Source organism: Pseudomonas sp. OST1909, assembly GCF_015277575.1.
Lineage (GTDB): Bacteria > Pseudomonadota > Gammaproteobacteria > Pseudomonadales > Pseudomonadaceae > Aquipseudomonas > Aquipseudomonas synxantha_A.
In genome coordinates, this window is the sequence record NZ_CP063780.1 from 2,684,367 (window position 1) to 2,705,367 (window position 21,001).

At 66.3% G+C, this 21,001-nt stretch carries 14 protein-coding genes; 1 reads left to right on the forward strand and 13 read right to left on the reverse strand.

The window, feature by feature from the left end; all coding sequences use genetic code 11:
- The first annotated feature begins 47 nt into the window (after positions 1-47).
- Complete coding sequence (locus tag IH404_RS11870; RefSeq protein WP_005787430.1) at positions 48-1,253, forward strand: XylR family transcriptional regulator; 1,206 nt, start codon at positions 48-50, stop codon at positions 1,251-1,253.
- Here IH404_RS11870 and IH404_RS11875 read toward each other — a convergent pair.
- From IH404_RS11875 to IH404_RS11935, 13 genes are read right to left on the reverse strand one after another with little or no spacing between them, the layout of a single operon-like run.
- Positions 1,141-2,568: an isochorismate synthase gene (locus IH404_RS11875; protein ID WP_194440475.1), complete on the reverse strand. Its 1,428-nt coding sequence runs from the start codon at positions 2,566-2,568 to the stop codon at positions 1,141-1,143. The genes IH404_RS11870 and IH404_RS11875 overlap by 113 nt on opposite strands.
- Positions 2,565-2,873: an isochorismate lyase gene (locus IH404_RS11880; RefSeq protein WP_194440476.1), complete on the reverse strand. Its 309-nt coding sequence runs from the start codon at positions 2,871-2,873 to the stop codon at positions 2,565-2,567. Before IH404_RS11880 ends, IH404_RS11875 begins: the two co-directional genes overlap by 4 nt.
- Entirely contained in the window at positions 2,870-3,616 is a 747-nt protein-coding gene (locus IH404_RS11885) for an alpha/beta fold hydrolase (RefSeq protein ID WP_194440477.1), read from the reverse strand. Before IH404_RS11885 ends, IH404_RS11880 begins: the two co-directional genes overlap by 4 nt.
- The gene (locus IH404_RS11890; RefSeq protein ID WP_194440478.1) at positions 3,613-5,211 is read right to left on the reverse strand and encodes an AMP-binding protein; all 1,599 of its coding nucleotides are present in this window, start codon (positions 5,209-5,211) and stop codon (positions 3,613-3,615) included. The genes IH404_RS11885 and IH404_RS11890 overlap by 4 nt, the downstream gene beginning before the upstream one ends.
- A complete protein-coding gene (locus tag IH404_RS11895) occupies positions 5,204-5,923 on the reverse strand; it encodes a VOC family protein (RefSeq protein WP_194440479.1) in 720 nt (239 codons plus the stop codon). The genes IH404_RS11890 and IH404_RS11895 overlap by 8 nt, the downstream gene beginning before the upstream one ends.
- Entirely contained in the window at positions 5,920-7,059 is a 1,140-nt protein-coding gene (locus IH404_RS11900) for a Gfo/Idh/MocA family oxidoreductase (protein ID WP_194440480.1), read from the reverse strand. Before IH404_RS11900 ends, IH404_RS11895 begins: the two co-directional genes overlap by 4 nt.
- Complete coding sequence (locus tag IH404_RS11905; RefSeq protein WP_194440481.1) at positions 7,056-8,234, reverse strand: cytochrome P450; 1,179 nt, start codon at positions 8,232-8,234, stop codon at positions 7,056-7,058. The genes IH404_RS11900 and IH404_RS11905 overlap by 4 nt, the downstream gene beginning before the upstream one ends.
- Positions 8,231-9,907, reverse strand: coding sequence for a class I SAM-dependent methyltransferase (locus IH404_RS11910; protein ID WP_194440482.1), 1,677 nt, complete (start codon positions 9,905-9,907; stop codon positions 8,231-8,233). Before IH404_RS11910 ends, IH404_RS11905 begins: the two co-directional genes overlap by 4 nt.
- Positions 9,908-9,909: 2 nt before the next feature.
- Positions 9,910-10,938 (reverse strand): class I SAM-dependent methyltransferase, encoded by a 1,029-nt coding sequence (locus IH404_RS11915; protein WP_194440483.1) that lies wholly within the window; start codon positions 10,936-10,938, stop codon positions 9,910-9,912.
- Positions 10,935-12,038, reverse strand: coding sequence for a saccharopine dehydrogenase NADP-binding domain-containing protein (locus tag IH404_RS11920; RefSeq protein ID WP_194440484.1), 1,104 nt, complete (start codon positions 12,036-12,038; stop codon positions 10,935-10,937). Before IH404_RS11920 ends, IH404_RS11915 begins: the two co-directional genes overlap by 4 nt.
- A complete protein-coding gene (locus IH404_RS11925; protein WP_194440485.1) occupies positions 12,032-13,777 on the reverse strand; it encodes an ABC transporter ATP-binding protein in 1,746 nt (581 codons plus the stop codon). The genes IH404_RS11920 and IH404_RS11925 overlap by 7 nt, the downstream gene beginning before the upstream one ends.
- The gene (locus IH404_RS11930; protein ID WP_122735253.1) at positions 13,774-15,513 is read right to left on the reverse strand and encodes an ABC transporter ATP-binding protein; all 1,740 of its coding nucleotides are present in this window, start codon (positions 15,511-15,513) and stop codon (positions 13,774-13,776) included. The genes IH404_RS11925 and IH404_RS11930 overlap by 4 nt, the downstream gene beginning before the upstream one ends.
- Entirely contained in the window at positions 15,510-20,963 is a 5,454-nt protein-coding gene (locus IH404_RS11935) for a non-ribosomal peptide synthetase (RefSeq protein ID WP_194440486.1), read from the reverse strand. Before IH404_RS11935 ends, IH404_RS11930 begins: the two co-directional genes overlap by 4 nt.
- Positions 20,964-21,001: the final 38 nt, after the last annotated feature.

The following is a 21,001-nucleotide window of genomic DNA, read 5'->3' on the forward strand; positions in this document are numbered from 1 at the left end:
TGCACAGCGAGGTCTAATCTGCACCCACCGGCCCCAGGACAAAAACAATGAAAACCCTACCGCCCGTGCACCGCATCGCCTTGCTCTTCAACGGCAGCAAAATCTACGACCGCGGCATCATCACCGGTATCGGCAATTACCTGAGCAGCACCCGCGCTTCCTGGGACCTGTTCCTGGAAGAGGATTTTCTCTGCCGTCTGCGCGGTATCGAGCGCTGGCAGGGCGATGGCATCATTGCCGACTTCGATGACCCGCTGATCGGCGAGGCGCTGGCCGGGAGTCGGATACCGGTGGTGGCGGTGGGGGGATCTTACGAGGACGTCAGCGCGTACCCCAAGGGCATTCCCTATGTCGCCACCGATAACTACGCCTTGATGAAGCTGGCCTACGAGCATTTGATCGAGGCCGGGCTGACGCGCTTTGCCTGTTTCAGCCTGCCCGAAGCCCAGGCCAATCGCTGGGCGCAGGAGCGTGAGAAAGCCTTTCGCGGCCTGGTGCAACGCGATGGTTTGCCGGTGGAGATCTATCGTGGCCTGGGCACCAGTGCGCCGTTGTGGGACAGCGCGGTGGAGCAGCAGATTGCCTGGCTGCACAGCCTGCCCAAGCCCATCGGTATTATCGCGGTCACCGATGCCCGCGCCCGGCAGTTGTTGCAAGCTTGCCTGACGGCGGGCATTGCGGTGCCGGAGGAGGTGGCGCTGATCGGGATCGACAACGACCCGCTGACCCGCACCCTGACGCGGGTGCCGCTGAGTTCGGTGATCCAGGGCACCGAGACCATGGGCCGTACTGCCGCGGCCTTGCTGCATCAGATGCTGCACGGCAAACCCTGCACCGGCACGCAGGTGCTGGTACCGCCGGACGCGATCAACGTGCAAGCCTCCAGCCTGCATCAGCCCCTGGGTAACCCTTATGTGATGCAGGCATTGCTGTTTATCCGCCAGTACGCGTGCCAGGGGATCAAGACCGACCAGGTCGCCGCCTATGTCGGGGTCTCACGCTCGTCATTGGAGGCGCACTTTCGCAAGGTGCGCGGGTGCAGCGTGCATGACGAAATCCTGCGCTTCAAACTCGCCGCCGCCGCCAAGGGCCTGGAGAACCAGGACCTGGCCATCGCCGACATCGCCGCCCGCTGCGGCTTCACCTCTGCGCAGTACTTGCATACGGTGTTTCGCCGCGAGTTTGGCTGTACGCCACGTCAGTATCAGCAGGGCAGGCCAGTTGCAGCGCCTGTTGCATGCTTGCCAGCTTGATCTGGGTTTCTTCGTACTCATTGGCCGGCAGCGAGCCCTCGACAATGCCGCAGCCGGCAAACGCATGGCAGTGCCTGGGGGTGATCAGCGCCGAGCGCAGGGCCACGAGAAAATCGCCATTGCCCTCGGCATCCAGCCAGCCCACTGGCGCGGCATACCAGCCGCGATCAAAGCCTTCGTGTTCACGGATAAAATCCAGCGCAGGCGCGCGTGGTAGACCGCCGACGGCGGGGGTAGGGTGCAAGGCCTGGATACCGTCCAGCAGGCGCTTGCCGGCGTTGAGCCTTGCGGTGATGGGCGTGCTCAAATGCTGCACCGTGGCAAGTTTCAGCAAGTTGGGGTGCGGCGCGGCGTGCAGGTCGCTGACCTTGTCACCCAAGGCTTGGGTAATGGTCTGCACCACCAGTCGATGCTCGTGCTGCTCTTTCGGGTCGGCCAATAAACGTTCCCCCAGCGCCTGATCTTCATTGGGCTTGCACCCACGACGGGTGCTGCCTGCCAGGGCGTGGGTGGTGAGACGGCCCGCCTCGCAACTGAGCAAACGCTCGGGTGTGGCGCCCATGAAGCAGTGTTCGCCCCGGTGAATCGCGAACAAGTGCGAGGCGTTACGCCGAGCGTGCAGGTGGCCCATCACCGCGCCAGTGTCGAGCGCGGCGTCCAGGTGGTGGTCGATATGCCGCGCCAGCACCACCTTGCTCAAGTCACCCCGGGCGATGACGTGCAAGGCGGTGTCGACCTTGGCCTGCCATTGATCCCGCGGCAGTGCGACGCGTTCCACCACATGGGGAGCGGGAGCAACGTGGGTGGCTGGGTTGAGCAGTTGTTCATGGGCGGCTAGGCTTGCTTGCGCCAAGGCCGCAGGATCGCTGCCGGGCTCGACCACGCGCTGGCAGCGCAGCCAGCGCCCGTGGCTGTCCTCGCTGAGCAACCAGTGGGCAAGGTGGAAACTGGCATCGGCAAACGGCGCCCAATGGGATGCGCAGGGCTGCTGCTCATCAAAGCGCATACCGCCCAGCAGCAAGGGCGGATGCGGGCCGTCCACCAGCGCATCGGCGCACAGTGCGAACCATTGGCGATCCACTTCGGCCATGCGCTGGGGCCCCGAGGCTTCGATCTGCCAGGCGCAGCCGAGGCCGAACAAACTTAAGTCCGGCGAGTGCGCACACCAGAAGAAACCCTGGCGATGGGCCTCGTACAGTGCCAGGGGCGCCAGCGTCGGCGCGGGGTAGGCGCTGACGGCAATAACGGGGCGCTGGTACGCCACCGCCCGTTGGTGCGCGGCCTGGAAGGTCTTGAGCAAATCGGCCGCGTTCATACGCGCTGGCTCTTTTTCTGTAGCCAGAAGGCCGTCTGCTCGGCGATGTACCAGTGGATGATCTGGTTGAACAGGCCCTCGACAAACTCGCCATCCAGCCCGACCTCCTGCGCCCACTGCCGGCGCTGGGGCAACATCGCCGCAACGCGATCGGGTGCGGCAATGCTGGCCTGGTCGGGTTTGAATGCGGAGGCGGCCTTGACGTATTGCATGCGCAGGCCGAGGGCGTCGATGATCTGCTTGTCGAGGCTGTCGATGGCATGGCGAATGTCGTGAAGGCCAGTGCAGTGTTCCGGGGTTTTCATCGGGCGTCTTCCTGAAGGTAGGCGGTGCGCTGCAACAGGTGGTCGATCACCGGTCGCGGCTGATGTTTGAGGTAAAAGTGGTCGCCGTCGAACAGGCGGATGTCTGGGATATGGCGGCTCAGGTCGGCCCAGGCGCGAGCCTGCTCCAGGCTGACTTCGGCGTCATCGCGGGCCAGCAGTACATCCAGCGGTGCCGTCAACGGCCGCAGGTTCGCGGGGCGCCAGGTTTCGATGGCCTGGTAGTCGCTGCGCAACGCCGGCAGAAACAGCGTGCGTAACTGCGGGTTGGCCCACAGGTCGGCGGCCTGGGCGTCCTGGCGCAGGATGTCGGCAATCAACGCGCTGTCGTCCTGGCGATGCAGGTCGCTGGAGGGTTGCCGGTGCGGCGGTGCGTGGGCCGAAACAAATACGTGGTCAGGGCCGACACCGCCGGCCTCCAGCAGCGTGCCGACGGCATAGGCAAGCGCCGCGCCCATGCTGTGGCCGAACAGCCACAGGGGCCGCGCAGGCAAGGTCAGCAACGCCTGGCTGATGTTCTTGGCGAGGGTCGCCAGGCATGGGATATGCGCTTCGTTGAAGCGCTCTTCGCGCCCGGGGTACTGCACTGCCAACAGGTCAATGTCACCCGGCAAATGCGCCAGCCACGGCCGAAAAAAGCTCGCGCTGCCACCGGCGTGGGGCAGGCACACCAGGCGTGCGCGGGGCTGTTGCCCCTCACGCAATACACGCAGCCACGGGCTCATAAGGCCAGCACCTGTTCCGCCAGGGCCTTGCGGTTGACCTTGCCCAGGCGCGTCAGCGGAAACTCGCGCAGCACCTGCAAGCGGTCTGGCAACTTGTAGGCCGCCAGCCCACGTTCGCGCAGCCAGGCGTTGATCGACGCCAGGTCCAATGGCGCGCCGTGGGCCAGTACGCAGGCGCAACTGCGCTCACCCAGCAACTCGTCGGCCAGCGCCACCAACGCCACATCGCGGATCAGCGGATGGCCGAGCAGCAGGTTCTCGATCTCTTCCACCGGAATCTTTTCGCCGCCCCGGTTGATCACATCCTTGCTGCGCCCCTCGACGATCAAGTGCCCTTCGGGCAGGCGCCGTACCAGGTCGCCGCTGCGATAAAAGCCATCGGCGGTAAAGGCGCGCTGGTTGTGCTCGCGAGCGTTGTAGTAACCGCGAATGGTGTAGGGCCCGCGCACCAGCAATTCACCGACGGCGCCGGGAGCCACCGGCACATCGTCGGCATCGACGATACGGATCTCATCCGCAGCGGTCAGCGGCAGGCCCTGGGTGTCGAAGACCAGCGCCTGCGGGTCATCCAGCCTGGTAAAACACAGCAATCCTTCGGCCATGCCGTACACCTGTTGCAGGCCACAGCCCAGGGTGGGGCGGATACGTGCGGCGATCTCGGCCTTGAGGCGTGCGCCACCGACTTGCAGCCATTGCAGGCTGCTAAGGTCGTTGTCGGACCATTGCGCCACTTCCAGCCACAGCAACACCAGTGGCGGGATCAAGGCCGTGTGGGTAATGCGTTCGCGCTCGATCAGTTCGAAGGCGGTGTCGGGGCTTGGTTCCGGCGCCAGTACCAGGGTGGCGCCGACACTGAACACCCCGAGTGCCCCCGGCGAGGCCAACGGGAAGTTATGTGCCACCGGCAGCGCCGCCAGGTAACGGGTGTGGCGGTCGAAACCGCAGGCTTGCGCCGCCAGCCGGGCATTGCACGCATAGTCGTCATGGGTGCGCGGGATCAGCTTGGGCAGGCCAGTGGTGCCGCCGGACAGCAATAGCACCGCCACATCGCGAGCGTCCGGTGCCGGGAACGGGTGGGGCGTGGCGACGCAGTCGGCAAGGGCCACGAATTCCTCGGCCGCGCCTACCACCCACACCTGTTGCAGGCTCGACACCTGGCTACGCAACGTGCGCGCCAGGGGCCGATAATCGAAGCCCAGGTGCTGGTCGATAATCACATAGGCCACCGCTTGGCTAAGGTGCGCCAAGTGGGCCAATTCATGTTCGCGGTGGGCCGGCAACGCAAACACCGGGATCGCGCCCAGGCGCAACAGAGCGAAGGTCAGGCTGAAAAACTCGGCGATATTGGGCAGTTGCACCAGCACGCGCTGACCGGCGACCAGCCCGCGCGCGGCGAGGCCGGCGGCCAGGCGGTCGGCGTGTTGGTCCAGCTCGGCGTAGCTCCAGCGTCGGTTGCCGTCCACCAGCGCCTCTTGCTGCGGCGTACGCTGGGCTTGTTCACGCAGCAGTTGGCCCAGTGGCACGCCTTGCCAGTAGCCTTGCTCGCGGTAGCGGCGGATAAAATCTTCGGGCCAGTCTGTGAATCCATCAAGCATGGCTATCTCCATGTGCAGTCGGGCAGCTCAGCAATTGCGCACCGTGTAACGTCAATGGTTGCGCCAGGCCGGCGACTTGCACCGCCTGTACGCCGGTAAATTCGGCGGGTTGCAGGTGCAACATCGGGTCATCGCCCGCGAGCAGGTTGAGGGCTGTGTGGTCGGCGGGGCTTACGCCCAGGTGAATGGCCGCCAGCCCCGTGGCGCCGTTGGGATGGATCAGTCGCTGCGGGTGCTGGGAGGGCGAATAGGGCGTGACCAGAAACGGCAGGCGCTCATGCCGTGGGTAAACAAACCGAAAGCGCGTCTGGCTGCCGTCCGCACAGGTGCGTTGCCACTTCACCACCCGGCCCATGGCCACGCCGCCGGCCGCCAGGTTTGTCAGACGGGGTGCCAGGGCCAGGTCATCGCAGAGCAGCGCGAGGTCGCAAAAACCTTCACCCTGGGCAGCCCAGCGCAACATGCGCCGCCCGGCGCCACGCCCGGCCAGGCAGTCGATGGGCCACTTGAACAACCAGGCATGACGCGGGGTGGTGAGCAGTTCGATGATCGGCCCGTGGCTGAACCAGATATGCGCGTGTTGCGCGCGGGCCTCGGCGGTGGCGTAGATGACCTCGAAACCGGCGGCGCGAAAGTTCGCCACCGCCTGGTGCAGGTCGCGAACCCACAGCAGCACATGGCTGCAGGACGAACGGGATTGGGCAGTGTTCAAAAGGGCAGGGCTCCCAGGAGTTGCGCGCTGGGGTCAGCGCCAGGCGGCTGTACGGCGTCGGCGCAGCGATGCAGTTCGGTCATCGGCAGCGCGCGGGGAATCGGCGATTCAATCAGTTCCGGCATGCCGATCAGGCTGTTCATTTCACGCCAGGCCATCGACACCTCGGTGGCCCATATGCCGCTGCGCAGGCGCTGCGCCGGTTTGGCGATGTCGGCGCACAGCGCATCCAGGGCGAGGCTGACCGCATCGGGCCAGAGCTGGTTGAACACCTGGTGATAGCTGGCGGGTATGTGCGGGTCGAGCACCACCATGCTCGGCCCGGCCAATCGTTCACTGCCTTTGCCTGCCATGATCAGGCGGTCGGTGTCGTCCCGTGGCGCATGTAGGCGCGGGTTCCACAGCACCGGACCGTGGGTATCGCACAGGCTCAGCACGCCGCCTTCACAGCCGACTTCAAGGCGATGCAGCAGGAACGAGTGGTTGTCCGGGTCCTGGGGATGCACCTGGTTTTGCACGCGCAGGCTGATCGGCACGCCATTGAAGCTGGCGTTCAACCGCGTGAAGGGTTGCGCACCGACACTGGCGGCCGGCGCCGCAAATACCCAGGGCCGCAAACCACCGGCCAGGCGCCCGAGAATATCCAGCAACGGGTAGGCCACCTGGCTGTTACAGGCCGCGTCGATATAGGCCAGCCCTTGTTGCTCACGCAGGTACGCGGCTACCGCCAGAAAACGCCGGATCGCAAGGATATTCGGGTACAGCGTATTGACCGCATAGGCCGCCTGGCCCTGACGCGCCGCCTGCATGCACGCGGCGATTTCGCGGTGATGCACCGGGTGTTCCTGCAATACGTGAATGCCACGGCGCAAGAACTGCTGGGCCAGTTCGCTGCCCACGCCACCGGTGGCGCCGGAACGCACCACCACGCAGGCAATGTCGACGCTATCGGGCACCTGCTCGACGGCCTCGTACAGCGCCACCCCGTAGTGATCGGCGCAGGCCTTCGAATAGGCATTGCCACGCGACAGGATACCGACCAATTCATAGCGCTCATGGGCACGAGCCAAGGCTTGCAGGTAGATGCGGCCGAACGCGGTGCCGGCGACGATCACGCGTGGACGAGCGCGGCTCATGACCAGGTCACCGGCAGGCAGTGGGCACCGCGAAAGAACGTCGCCGTTTTCCACTGCACCTGCCCGCAGCGTTGCAGGTTGGGCAGGCGTTCTACCAAGGCTTGCAACGCCTCTTGCAACTCCACCCGCGCCAGCGCCGAGCCGATGCAGTGATGCAGGCCGTGGCCGAAGCCGAAATGGCCGCCGGCATCGCGTTGCAGGTTGAGGGTGTGCGGGTCGGCAAAGCGCGCCGGGTCATGGTTGGCCGCACCGATGGACGCGAAAACGGCTTCGCCCTGGCGAACCAGGGTTTCACCCACCTGGATATCTTCGAGGGCGTAATGCACAAACATCGCCGCCGACGCCAGCGGGATATAGCGCAGCAGCTCTTCCACCGCCTGGGGAATCTGCTCGGGATGGGCCTTGAGTTGTTGCCACTGTGCGGGATTGTCCAGCAACACCAGAATGAAATTGGGGATCTGCGAAGCACTGCCTTCGTAGCCGGCGACGAGGATGGCGATGCACAACAGCAGCAGTTGGTCTTCGTTCAGGCGCTCGCCTTGGTCATCGGCCTGGGCCTGGGCGGTCATGAAATCGTCCTGAGGCTGACGGCGCCGCTCGGCGACCAGGCCCTTGATGTACTCGGCCAGTTCACCCAAGTGCTGTTGGGTCAACGCGGCGTCTTCGGCGCGGGTCGACAGCAATGAGTCGTTCCATACCTTAAAGCGTTCACGGTCTTGCAGCGGTACGCCCAGCAGCTCGCAAATCAACGCCAGGGGCAACGGTAAGGCATAGTCGCTCACCAAGTCGGCGGGCGGGCCGGCGGCGAGCATACGGTCGATCAACTCATGGGCGTAGGCCCGCGCATGGGGGCGCAGTGCTTCGACGCGCCGCCGGGTAAACGCCTGGGCGGCGCGGGAGCGGATCCGCGTGAGTTGCGGCGGGTCCATCATCACGATGCCGCCAGCAATTCGCGGGAATGCTCGTGGGGCATCGTCGCGGCGAAAGGCTTCGCTGCGGCTGAAACGCCGGTCGCCCAGCACCAGGCGCACATCGTCATAGCGGGTGGCGAGCCAGGCGGGCGCGCCGATGGGCATCTGGATACGCAGCAGGCCCGGTGCTTGCTGGGCATGGCGGTAAGGCTCGGCGAGCTCCAGGTCGGTGAAGGCATTGAAAGGGTAGGCCAGCGGGGTCATGGCAAGTCCTTGGCGGTAGGCAGGTCGGGCAAACGGTCGAGCAGTTCCAGGTGCAGGTCTGGGTGTTCCAGGTGCGCGGCCAGCGCGGCGCGGCTCAAGCGTTGGCAAGGCACTTGGGCGACGAACACACGATGGCCGAGCGGCGCCAGCGGGTGGTCGGCGGCGGGCAGGCTGCGATTGCCCTGGAACCCGGCGCGGGCCAGGGCGGTTTGCCATTGGTTGAGGTCCAGGAAGGTACTGCTGCTCAGCGCGCGCTCATCGCTGGCCTGGTTGAGCATGAAAGCCTGGGAGGCCATCACCCAGAACTCCTCCCGGGTCGGCTCGCTGAACACCAGCCAGCCGCCGGGTTTGAGCAAGGCGAGCAGGGTGGCCAGGGAGCGCTCGGTGTCGCGGGCGGCATTCAGCACGCCCCCGGCGACGATCAGGTCCCAACTCTGGGTGCGATAGCCTTGGGCAGGGGCGGGGCGGTCGATATCAAACACCCCGTGGCGCACCCACGGCCAGGCGTGCAGACGCTCGGCGGCCTGCTCGCTGAAGTAGCGCGACACGTCGGTGCACAGATAGTCCACCGTGACCTTGGCCAGGGCTGGCACCACGGCCTGGGTGGTGGAACCGGTGCCGGCACCGACTTCCAGCACCCGCAAGAGCTCGGTGCCGCTCTGGCGCGCAGCCCAGGCGCCAATCCAGTGAGCCACGGCGCGATGCTGGTACTGCGCCGCCAGGCTTTCGCGGTACAACGCCGCCGCACGTTCGGTGCGGCCTTCGGGAAACAGCAGGTGCACCGCCGCGCACTCACCGCGCATCAACGCCGGCAACTGGCGAGCGTTGTCTCGCGCGTAATCGAGGGTGGCGCTGCCGCCGGTGTTACGCGCCCAGTCCAGGCTCAACTGTACCCAGATGCCCTCCAGGCTGGCGTCGCTCCAGGTGCTGGCGTCGAGGTTGGGATGCAGGCGGTCGCCTTGGCGGCGCAGCAGATCCTCGGCTTGGAGCACGTCGAGCCAGCGTGCGATGAGTGGGCGGTGGCCGGGGGCAATACCGGCATTGGCGAGGCTGTGCGCCACATCGTTGAGCGGTGCGGGCAGCAGGCCGCACTGCTCCAGGCCATTGAGCATCGACAGCAAGGCGGCTTGGCTCAAGCGCTGGTTCAACTGTACGGCGTCGGTCAGCTGCGTGACGCTGAACTGCTGATCGACGGCGGCTGCGGTCGCGTCCAACTGATCGTCCACTGTCGCCGGTTCGCACGGCTGGGGCACCGCGAACAGTGTCGTGCCGTGCAGCGCCACCGCATTCACCTGGGGGTGTTCCAGTGCCCGCCGGCACCAGCGCTGGTGCTTACGCTTGACGCTGACCAGGTCGCGCCCGTCATCGGTAAAACCCTCTACGTGGCAATCGAGCTGCGCCGCTGCCCGTTCCGCCAACTGCCAGTCGCCCGGTCGGGAGCTGATGAATAACAGCTGTTGCAGATGGCTCAGATCACTCAGGGCCAGGGCGGGAAAGTCCAGCAGACGCTCCAGTTGTTCGGCGCTCATCATTACCACCGCCGGACGCTGGCGTTCGAGCACTGCCAGCAAACGGGCCGGGGCCTGTTGATGCAGGCCCAGGTCGGTAAAGACCGGCAAGCGCCAGGGGTGCTTGCCGGCGGGCAGGTCGATCAGCAAGGTGTCGATATTCATGCTCAAACTCCTCTGGCCTGGAACAAGCGCTGCCCCGCAGCAGCGAGCGGTTCGCCCGCGTCAGGCCATACCTCCAGCAACTCAAAACCTGCGACCTGCAAGGCCTGGCGCCACGCGTCGACGGCCATGAAGGCTTCATCGCCAGCACGCAGCGGCGCATCGGCCGGCGGCGACAGCAACAGGTGCATGAAGGTCAGCATCGCCGGGTTGTCGGCGATGGATTCACTGAACAGCAAGGCGCCCCCATCGCGCAGGCTGGTGCGGATCTGGCCGAGGCAGTCGGGCAGGTCGCGGGCGTTGTGCAGCGCGTTGCCGGCAATCACCAGGTCTTGGCTGCGGGGCGCTATGCCCTGGTCGCTGAAGCGGCGATTGAGATCGAGCAGGCCGAACTGCATCCCCGGCTCAAGACGAAACTGACGCTGGGCCGCACTGGTGAACAGCGAGCTGATGTCGGTAAAGCGATAATCCTTCTCGCGTTCTTGCAGCGCCGTCAGCACCGTAGTGGTGGTGCAACCGGCGCCGCCACCCAGTTCCAGCACCTGCAGCGGCCCGGCAGCGGCGCTGACTTGCCGCGCCCGGGTGCCCAAAGCGTGATTGACCGCCGCAGTGAAGTGGTTGTGCTGGTAGGCGCCCATCACCTTCACCGGGTCCCCGCCAAGCATCAGCAAATGGGTGAGGGTGAATTGATCGCGCAGCAGGTCGGGCAGGCATTCGATCACTTGCGTATGCAGGCGCGCCATGCTGTCTGGAAAGCCCAATGCGGCATACAGGCGCGGCAGTTCACCCACTTGCGGGTCATCAGGGGGCACTGGCCAACCCAGGCGTTTACCTTCCTCGTGCAGCAGGCCTGCACGGGTCAACGCGGCCAGCCAGCGGCGTACCACCCAGGCATGGCGGGCCGCCGTGCCCAGGGCCTGGTTGATGTGCTCGGCAGTGCGCCACGCCTGCAACGGCAACGCCTGGCTGTGCAGTAACACCTGGGCCATCACGCCCAGGCTCAAGTGTTCCAGCTCGTTCAGGGCGGTGTTCATAGGCAACCTTCTTGGGCGACATGCAGTTGATCGAGCGGGCCGTGCAACAGGTTCAGGCTACGAATCGCCGAGGTGCACAGCAGGCGCTCCAGGCTGGCGGCGGGCGGCAGGGCCTGGGCCGCTTCATGGCAGCCGGCGCTGATCTCTCCCTCCACCACGCTGATCACCGTGATCGCGGCCATGGCTGCGGTGAGCGCCGCATTGGCTGCGCCACTGAGCACCAGGCTGCGGGTCCGGACCTCGCTATCGTGCAGGCCCTCCAGTTGCAGCAGCAGGGTGACGAAGGGCGCCTGGCCGCTGAGATCCAGGCGGCTGGCTTCGCACAAGCGCTGCACCGCTTCTGCCCTTGGCATGCCGTGAGCCCGGTCAAACGCCTTGAGCACGTAGCCGTCGGTGATCACGTTGAACCACTGGCCGACGTCCAGGTTCAGGTCCATGGCCAGGCGTTCACCCTCAAGGTTCAGGTAGGGCAGCAGGTGGACCGGGCCGGGAAAACACGGCACCGACACCTCGCGCCGGCGTCGCAGTGCGCGGCTGCGACGCCCGTGTTGCCAGGCCGCCAGCGGTTCGCTGCTGCCGTCCACCGCACCGTGCAAAAAGTCGTCGGCAGCCACGGCGGTGAAGTGATCGCGCAAGCCGAAATAGCTGGTCAGGCTGCGCACCTGGGTGAACGCCTGCTCGGCCAGCCAGCGCGGCAGCAGGCCGGTGAGGCCCGGTTGCAGGCCTGCGCCCAATACTGCGCAGCGGCCACGCCATTGGGCGGGGTCGAGGTGCATATGACCGGCGGCGTCAACGTAATGGGCGTCGGCCTGCAATGCTGCCTGCGCGGCCCGGTCCTGCACGCGCCACGAGGGGCCCGCGCAGTTGAGCAGCACATCGCAACCACGGGCGAAGGTGGCCAAAGCCTGGGCATCGTTGAAGTCCACTGCGGCCCATTGCAAACGGGCTTGGGGCCACTGCTGCTGGAGAACCTGCACGCAGTGCGCGCCCTTGGCGGCATCGCGCCCGCCCAGGCGCAGATCGTTCACTCCCAGCGTCAACAACGCCTTGGCGCTGGCCAGCCCCACGTCGCCACTGGCGCCCAACACCCCGATCAGCATGGCTGCGCCTCGGCTTTCAAGCGCCAGCCGCCGGCGCGCTGGCGGTCATGCCAGAACCCGGCGTAGCGACCGTTTTGGGCAAGTAATTGTGCGTGCGTCCCCGATTCCACCAATCGGCCTTCATCCAGCACCAGTATCTGGTCGGCGGCCATGATGGTGGGCAGGCGGTGGGCGATCACCAGCACTGTGGCGTTTTTCATCAGGGCGTGAATCGCCGTCTGCACGAAGGCTTCGTTGTGCGGGTCCAGGGCAGCCGTGGCTTCATCCAGCAGTACGATGGGCGCACGTTTGAGCAGGGCCCGGGCCAGGGATACCCGTTGGCGTTCGCCGCCGGACAGCGCTGCGCCGCCTTCGCCTACCGGGGTGTTCCAGCCCTGGGGCAGGCGCGCGACGATTTCATCCACACCGGCCAATCGCGCCGCTTCGGCCACTTGCTCGGCGCTGGCGTCCGGGTTGCCGACGCGGATGTTGGCCTCCAGGCTGTCGTCGAACAGGTAGACGTCCTGCATCACCAGGGACAACTGCGCCATCAGCGCTGCGTTGGACAGTTCGCGTACGTCTACACCGCCAACCCTGACGCTGCCCTCGCTGGCATCGAAAAAGCGCATCAACAAGCGGGTGACAGTGGTTTTGCCCGAGCCCGAGGCGCCGACAATCGCGGTCATCGAATGCGCCGGTGCGCTGAAGGTCAGGTTATGCAGCACCTTTGGCCCGCTGGGGTAGCCGAAGCTGACCTTGTCGAAGGCCAGGGTGCCGGGTGCCGTCAGCGGTTGGCTCACCGCGGGCTCCGGCAGCGGCGGCTCGCGCAGGATACCCACCAGTTGCTCCAGGTCGTTCGCGGCCATGCGTAACAGACCACTGCGCGCCGCCGCTTCGGCCAGCGGCCCGACAAAACGTGCCGCCAGCGCGAGCAAGGCGACCAACTGGATGGCGTCGATTTCGCCATGGGCGGCCAGGGCGATGCCTACGCCCACCAGCAACGCAAACGCCAGTTGCACGGTCAGGCCACCGGCCAGCAACTTGGGAAAGGTCTGCGACAGCATCGAGCCGCCCGCGTGTTTCTGCGCCAGGTTGGCGGCCTGCAATGGCGCGTAGCCGTCCTGGGTGCGACCAAAGGCGCGCAGCACTGGCTGGTAGCGGGCGAACTCGACCACGCGGTTACCGGCCAGAGTCGCGGCGGCTTCCACGCGCGCATCATTGCTGCCGATGGCGGCGGCCGACCAGTGATGGGTGAAGTAGATCAGCGGCGCGCACAATGCGGCGGTCAGGCCCAGGCGCCAGTCGAACACGAACAGGGTCAGCGCCACGGTAGCCGGCACCACCACGCCGGACACCACCGGCCCCAGGTAATGGGCAAACAAGCCGGTGACCATCAGTGTGCCGCTGGTGGCACTGCGCGACAGGCGCCCGACCTTCTCGGAGTTGAACCAGCCCAGCGGCAGGCTGACCAGGTGCTGGCCAAGGCGGTCATGCAAGGTGGTCAACACCAGCAGTGCCAGGGCAAAGCCCTTCATGGCCTGCTGGTAATGGGCGATGCAGGTCAGCACCACCATCGCCGCCAGGCCAGCCAGCCAGAGGGACGCGCGGTGCAGGTCACCGGCAAACAGCGCGTGCAGGATCGGCACCAGCAACGCCACGGCCAGCCCTTGCAACACGGCACTGGTCACCAGCCAGGCGAGGTAGCGGTACAGGCGTGCGGCGTGGGCCGGGCCCAATAAAGTCACGAGGCTGCGGATCACAAGGACATCTCCAGGTCGGGGGCGGTGGTTTCGGTGCCGGCACGCCACAGGCGGGCATAGGTGCCGTTCGCCGCCAGCAATTGCTCGTGAGTACCGTTTTCCAGCACGCGGCCCTGGTCGAGCACCACGATCTGGTCGACGCCGCAGATACTCGCCAGACGGTGAGCAATCACCAGCACCGTGCGGCCGCGGGCCAGGGCAGAGAGGGCATCCTGGATCAGCGCTTCGGACTCGGGGTCGGCGTGGGAGGTGGCTTCATCGAGGATCAGCACCGGCGTATCGGCCAGCAGCGTGCGAGCGATGGACAAGCGCTGGGCTTCACCGCCGGAAAAAATCGCGTCTTCGCCGATCACCGACTGATAGCCGCGGGGCAGGGCGCGGATGCGTTGATGAATCTGCGCGGAGCGTGCCGCTGCCTCGACGTCGGCATCGCTGGCCTCGGGGCGGCCCAGGCGCAGATTGTCGGCAACGGTGCCGTGCACCAGTTGCGCGTCCTGCAACACAAAGCCCACGTGTTGATACAGCTGGCGCGGGTCAATCTCGCGCACATCCACACCACCCACGCAGACCCGCCCGGCGTAGACGTCGTGAAAGCGCGGCACCAATTTGGCCAGGGTCGATTTGCCCGCGCCGGAGGCACCCACCAGCGCGGTGACGCTGCCTGCCGGGCAGTGCAGGTCGACGCCATTGAGGATCAGGTGCTCGGGGTCATAGCCGAACTGCACCTGTTCAAAACGAATATCACTGCCCTGGGGCATCCTGCACACCTTGGGCGTAGGCAGTTCCTCAACCTCAAGCAGCGCCTCAATGCGGTCGGCGGCCGCGAGGGCAGTGCGCTGGGCGGTGAGGCTCTGGTTGATCACCAGCAACGACTGCGGAATCACCACGGCTACCAGGGTTTCGGCGAACAGCTCCAGCGCTGTAATCCAGCCCTGGGCCAGCAACAGGCTGCCCACCCCCAGGCTCACCAACAGAATTACCGGCACGCTCAGTGCCATCGATGAAAACGCTTCCAGGCGCAGCAGCGGCCGCACCCAGCCAGCGTATTGCGTGCTGAACTGGTCGACCGCCTGCTGATAGCTGCGATGGGCCTGGCCCACCTGGCCGAACGCCTTGACCACGGCAATGCCGTGGACAAACTCGACAATCGCCGCGCTGACCCGGGTCATGCTCTTGTCGAGCAACTGCATCTTGGCGCCGAAGCCGCGCATCATCAGGCTGTAGGCCACCGCGTAGATCGGCAGGGTCAGCACCGCCAACAGCGCCAGGCGCCAGTTCAATGTGACCAACCAGATCAGCCCTGCCAGCGGGGTGACTATCGCCGCCGTCACTTCCACTGCGTGATGGGCAACCAGGTGGTGCAGGTCTTCCAGGTCGTCCTGCACCACTTTGCGCACCGCGCCGGAGGTGGTGTCGGTGTACCAGCCCAGCGGCACGCGCCCCAGCTTGCGCACCATGGCTTCGCGCAAGCTCGATTGCAGGCGGTGGTCGGCCAGGTGGGTCAGCCACAGCGCGACGCCGCTGGCCATCCAGCCAAGGCTCAGGGCGACCACTACCAGCGCCGCCCACAGCCACAACGTGTGGCTGTGGGCATTGCCGGCCAGCAGCAAGCGGCCCAGTTCGGTCAGGCCGATAAAGGGCACCAGGTTGACCAGTGCGCCGACGGCGGCGAATACCACACCGAGGCGGATCAGGCGGTTGACCGGGCGTTTGAGGGTATCGAGTGCGGTGCTCATGAGTTTTTCCGAAGGGCCTCAAGCAGGTGCGCGGTGACGGTGTGCACGTGGGGTGGCTCGATGACGCTGAAGTGGTTGCCCGGCACGTCGATCAGGTTGAATTGGCCCAGGCACGCGTCCTCCCAGAACGGCGCCGCCAGGTGGCCGACGCCGCCGGTGATCCCGAACGATTGCTGCTCCAGACAGCGCAGGTAGGTCATGTTGCCGAGGAACGGCGGCGGATCGAACCGTGCCGCCCGCATACTGTGGCGGCATACGCGGAACAGCGTGGGCACCAGCTCCGGGCCGATGGGCACCCCGGCCTGGCCGGACGCCAGGCGTGCATACTCGGCCAGGCGTTCTTCCTGGCTGCGCGCCGACTGTTGCTGCACCGCCAATGCCAGCGCCTCCAGGCCCGGGTCGCCGCCCAAGGCAGCCATGGCCCCGGCGGGTACGCGGCGGTTGTCGCGGGCCATCAGCAGGTCGATGGCGCGGTACACGTCGTAGTCTTCGATATGCGCGCCGAACACGGTCTTTACCGGGTCCAGGTTGAGGTTGGGCACGAAGATCGCCTCATAGGCCAGCTCTTCGTCGGTGTCGATAAACATCGGGATACTGTCGATCAGGCTTAGGTTCACCACCTCCATGCCACGTTCCAGCAGGCGCCGGGCGACTTCGGTGGCGAGCAGGCCGCCCAGGCAGTAGCCGATCAACTGGAAGCGCTGATGGCCGTCGGCGATCAAGCGTTCGGCGTAGTCCTGGGCCACGCTTTCAATCAGGCGCTTGGGTTCCAGGGCCAGGTACTGCGCGGTGTCGGCCACCGCAAAACCGATCACCGGGCCGGCCTGCTGAGCGGCGAGTGAGCGGCCCAGGTGTTGGAAATAGTCGAGGGTGCCGAGGGCCGCGTGGAACATCACCCGCACCGGGCCGACGTCGCCGCCGCCAAAGGGCACCACCAACGCATTGCTGTTGGATGAACGCTGGGATTGGCCGGGATTGACCGCAGACGGTGCGTTTTCACCATGGCTGAGCAGGCGCGCCAGTGCGCTGACAGTCGGCTCGTTGAGCATCTGCCGCAACAGGGTGTCGTAGCTCAGGCGTTGCGCCTGGGGCAGTTGTTCGCGCAACTGGCCGGCGACCCGGGCGAGGATCAGCGAGTCGGCGCCTTTTTCGTAGAAGCTGTCGTCGGCGCCGATCTGCGCCAGGCCCAGGGCCTCGGCCCACACTTGGCACAGCTGCGCGGTGAGTGGGTCACTGGGTACCTGCTCGCTGCTGGCGGCTTGGGTATCCTCGGCGGGGCGCCAACGGGCCAGAGTCTTGCGGTCGACCTTGCCGTTGGCGGTCAAGGGCAGGCGGTCGAGTACTTGCACATGCGCTGGCAGCATGTAGTCCGGCAGGCGTTGCGCGAGAGCGCGGCGCAGGCTGTCGACGCTCAGGCGCTGGAACCCGGCCTTGAAGCGTGCGGCGAACACTTGCATACCCAGGGCCGCCAGCGGGTGGTCGGCGTGGGGCAGGGCCGGCAGGCTTTCGCCGCCGAATGCCTGGATACGCTCACGCCAGGTGTCGGCGCTGCACAAGCCGCTGCGGCCTTGGTCGTGATCGCTGCCTGACGGAGTCATCATGAAGCCCTGGGTCAGTAGAATCGGTGGCCATTCGCCGGTCGGCTCGCTGAACACCAGCCAGCCACCCGGGCTGAGCAGTTCGGTGATCTGGCCGAGGGTGTTGTCGATGTCCTTGACGCTGTTGAGCATGCCCGCGCACAGCACGATATCCACGCTGTTGCTGGCCAAGCCCTGGGGGCGGATGGGCTGATCGATGTCCAGCACGCCATAACGCACCCAGGCGTGGTCGGCAAAGCGTTGCCTGGCCGCCGGCAGGAAAAACGCGGTCATGTCGGTGAACAGGTAATCCACTTCGAGCCCATCGAGCAGGCTGATCACCGGCGCACTGGTAGCGCCGGTGCCCGCGCCGATTTCGAGGATGCGCAGCGGGCCGTCGCCTTCGTGGTGGGTAGCAAGGCGGTTGATCAGCGCAGCGATGCTGTGGTTGTTGTAGCGCGACACGGCATCCCCGCCATACAGCTGCAATGCCAGGTCTTGCTCGCCCTGAGGGAACAACAGGTCGAACGGGTTGACCTCGCCGCGCAGCAGTTTTTGCAGTTGCCCGACGTGGTTGAGCTGGTAGTCGAGCAGCGTCTGGCTGCACAGCCCGGATGCGACCGCCTGTTCCACCCGGCCCCAGGCCAGCGCCGGGTTTGGCGCGCTGTCGAGCAGGCGATAGCGGGACTGTTCACCGTGCAACAGGCCCGCGTCACACAAGGCCGCGAGCCAGCGCCGCACCAGCCAGTGATGGCGGGGCTGCGCTTGCAGGGCCTGCAGGATGGTGGGTGCATCCGGCTCGGCCCACGCGCCGCTGAATAGATTGGCCTTGAGCATCACGTCCAGCATCGAACTCAACGCTGCGCCACTGAGGTCCGCCTGATAGTCGCGTACCTGTTGGGGGTCAAAGCTGCCGACCTGGCTGTCGGCGTAGCGCTGCACCGCCGTCAGCAACGGCGCGCCGGGTAGCGGTTCGGGTTCGGCCCGCGCAGGCGTGACGAAGGCCAGCAGTTCGTCGCTGAACAGGCTGACCGCGCTGTCCACGCCCGGGGTGGAGAGCAGTGCGGCGTCGATTTCGCCCAGTTCCACCCGATGTCCACGGATCTTGACCTGGCCGTCGTTACGGCCGAGGAACTCCAGTTCACCCCCCGGCAGATAGCGGCCACGGTCACCGGTGCGGTACAGGCGCTGACCGTCGAGCGGGTGTGCAAAGAAGCGTGCCTCAGTCAACGCCGGGTCGCCCAGGTAACCCTGGGCCAGGCCGACGCCGGTGATGTACAGGTCACCCGGCACCCAGGTCGGCACGTCGCGCCATTGGTTGTCCAGCACGCGAAAGCCCTGGTTGGCCAGCGGCAAGCCGTAGGGAATGCTGCGCCACGCGGGGTCAATTGCGCCGATGGGGTGCAGGTTGGACCAGATCGAGGCCTCGGTGGCACCGCCCAGAGCCACCAGGGCCAGGCCCGGCAACAGCGCGTGCAGTTGCGGCGCCAGGTTCAGCGCGATCCAGTCACCCGACAACAACGCCAGGCGCAGGCTGTCCAGAGGGCGCGGCTCGGCTTGCAGGTAGTGGGCCAGCATCTGCAATTGCGCCGGTACCGAGTTCCACAGCGTCACCTGATGGCGCTGCACCAGCTCGGCCCAGTGCGACGGGTCGGCGCCGCGTGCCGGGTCGGGCAGCACCAGGGTGCCGCCCACCGCGAGGGGGCCGAACAGGTCATACACCGACAAATCGAAGCTCAGTTGCGCCAGGCCCAGCACGCGGTCGGCGGCGTTGACCGCAAAGCGCCGGTTGATGTCCTGCACGGTATTGAGCGCAGCGCGATGGCTGATCATCACGCCCTTGGGTTCACCGGTGGAGCCGGACGTGTAGATCACATAAGCGAGATCGTCGGGGCTGCCGTGCGGTGCCGGGAAGTCCGAAGTGGTCGGCGCCAGTTGATCCACGTCATGCCAGTGCAAGCCCTCCGGCAATGGCGTGTGGGGCAGGGCCTGGGACTGGCCGAGCACGTGGCGCACCTTGGCGCTGTGCAGTACGCGGTCGCGGCGGGCGGCCGGGGCATGGCTGTCCAGAGGCAGGTAGGCGGCGCCGGCCAGGAGCACGCCGTAGGCCGCCACCACTTGGTCACGGCCCTTGGGCATCAGAATCGCCACCGGTTCCTGGGCGCGGCAACCGGCGGCGCTGAGGGCAGCAGCGACTGCCAAGGCACGCTCCATCAGGGCGGCGTAGGTCAGGCTGCCGTGGGCATCGATCACTGCCAGGGCCTGCGGCTGTTCCCAGGCCATGCTCAGCAGGCCGTCATGCAGGCGGCCGGTGGGCAGCGGCGCGGCGGTGGCATTGGCGGCCAGGCGCTCACGTTGTTGCCAGGCCGGCAACGGCACTTGCATGGGGTGGTCCCAGGCGGCCGGGTCGAGGGCCAGTAACTGCAACTCGGCGACGAATGCCTGCTGCATGTCTTCGATCAGGCCGTCGGGGAACACGCCTTGGCGCACATCCCAGTGGATGTGCAAACCCTGCGCGTCGTCCATTACCTGGCAGTCGAGGGTCACCTGCGGAGTTTGGGTGATGCCGTGGCCGACCTGTCGCTGGCTGGCGGGCGGTGGTTCGATCGCCAGGCCGATAGCACTGGTGAACACCACCGGCATGGACGCCGCTTCACGCCCGCGCCGGCGACCGATTTCGCGCATCACCTGGATGCCGGAAAACAGCCGGTGCTCCAGGTCGGCAAACAGTTGATTGCCCAGTTGGCGTGCCTGGCTGGTGAAATCCTGGCCCTGGGGATCCTTGACCTGCAGCAGGCTGACCGAGGTGAAATCCCCCACCAGTTGACCCACTTGCGGATGCAGCGGCAAGCGGTTGAGCAGTGTCAGATTGAGGCTGAAGGTGGGTTGCTGGCTCCAGCGTTGCAAGGTGCCGACGTAGGCGCTGAGCACCACGATGGACGGGGTGAGGCCGAGGGCGCCGGCGGCTCTTTTCAAGGCTGACCATGGCTGCGCGTGGAGTTGCGCGCAGTGGCGCTGGAAGCGTGGCACGCTGGTGTCTTCGCCGCTCAGGGGCGCCGGCAGTTGCGGGGCGGGGGGCAGTTCATCGATACGCGCCAGCCAGTAGTCACCGTCGCGTTGGTGGCGGCTGCCTTCGAGCAGGCCCCGTTCGGCCAGCAGGTAGTCGCGAAAGGTGATGTCCAGGTTGGGCAAGCTGGCCTGGGGGTCATGCAGTAGCTGTTCCAGCTCATTGAACAGCAGTTGCGCGCTGGCCCAGTCGGCGATCAATGAGTCCATGGAGAAGTGCAGGGTGTCGCCGCTGTCGCTGCGGCTCAGGCGCAATTCGAACAGCGGCCAGATATCGGTAGGGTAGAGCTTCTGTTCCATGGCCTCACGTATCTGCTGCACGGCGTGCTGGTGCTGTTCACGAGTGGCGCCGCGCAGGTCGGCGACTTCCACCGGGTAATGGGCGACTTCGGCCAGCACGCGCTGGGAGCCTTCGCTGGCGATCACCGCGCGCAGCATGTCGTGCCGGGCAATCAGGCGGTTCCAGGCGTGTTCGACCTGCTGCGGGTCGAGGCTCGGCCAGCTCAGTTCGAGGTAACCGTGGCAGGCCACGTTGCCGTAGCCGAATGATGACTGGCGGCCGAGCAGGTAGGCGTTCTGCACATCGGTGAGCGGGAACGGCGCGTGGCGTTGTGCCGGGTCGGCCATCACCTGGGGCCGCTCCTGGGTTTGCAGCAGGTGCAGGATCTGCTGCTTATGCTCGCGCAGTTGCGCCAGGCGCTCGGCGTCAAGCAGGCCCTGGGGCGCGCGGAATTTGAGTTGGCCATCCTGGGGCCAGAGTTCGACGCCCAGGGACTTGAGTTCGCTTAACAGTTTGGTGGCGGGCATGGGGGCAGCTCCTGGGATAAGGGCAGGTTGCGCGGGCA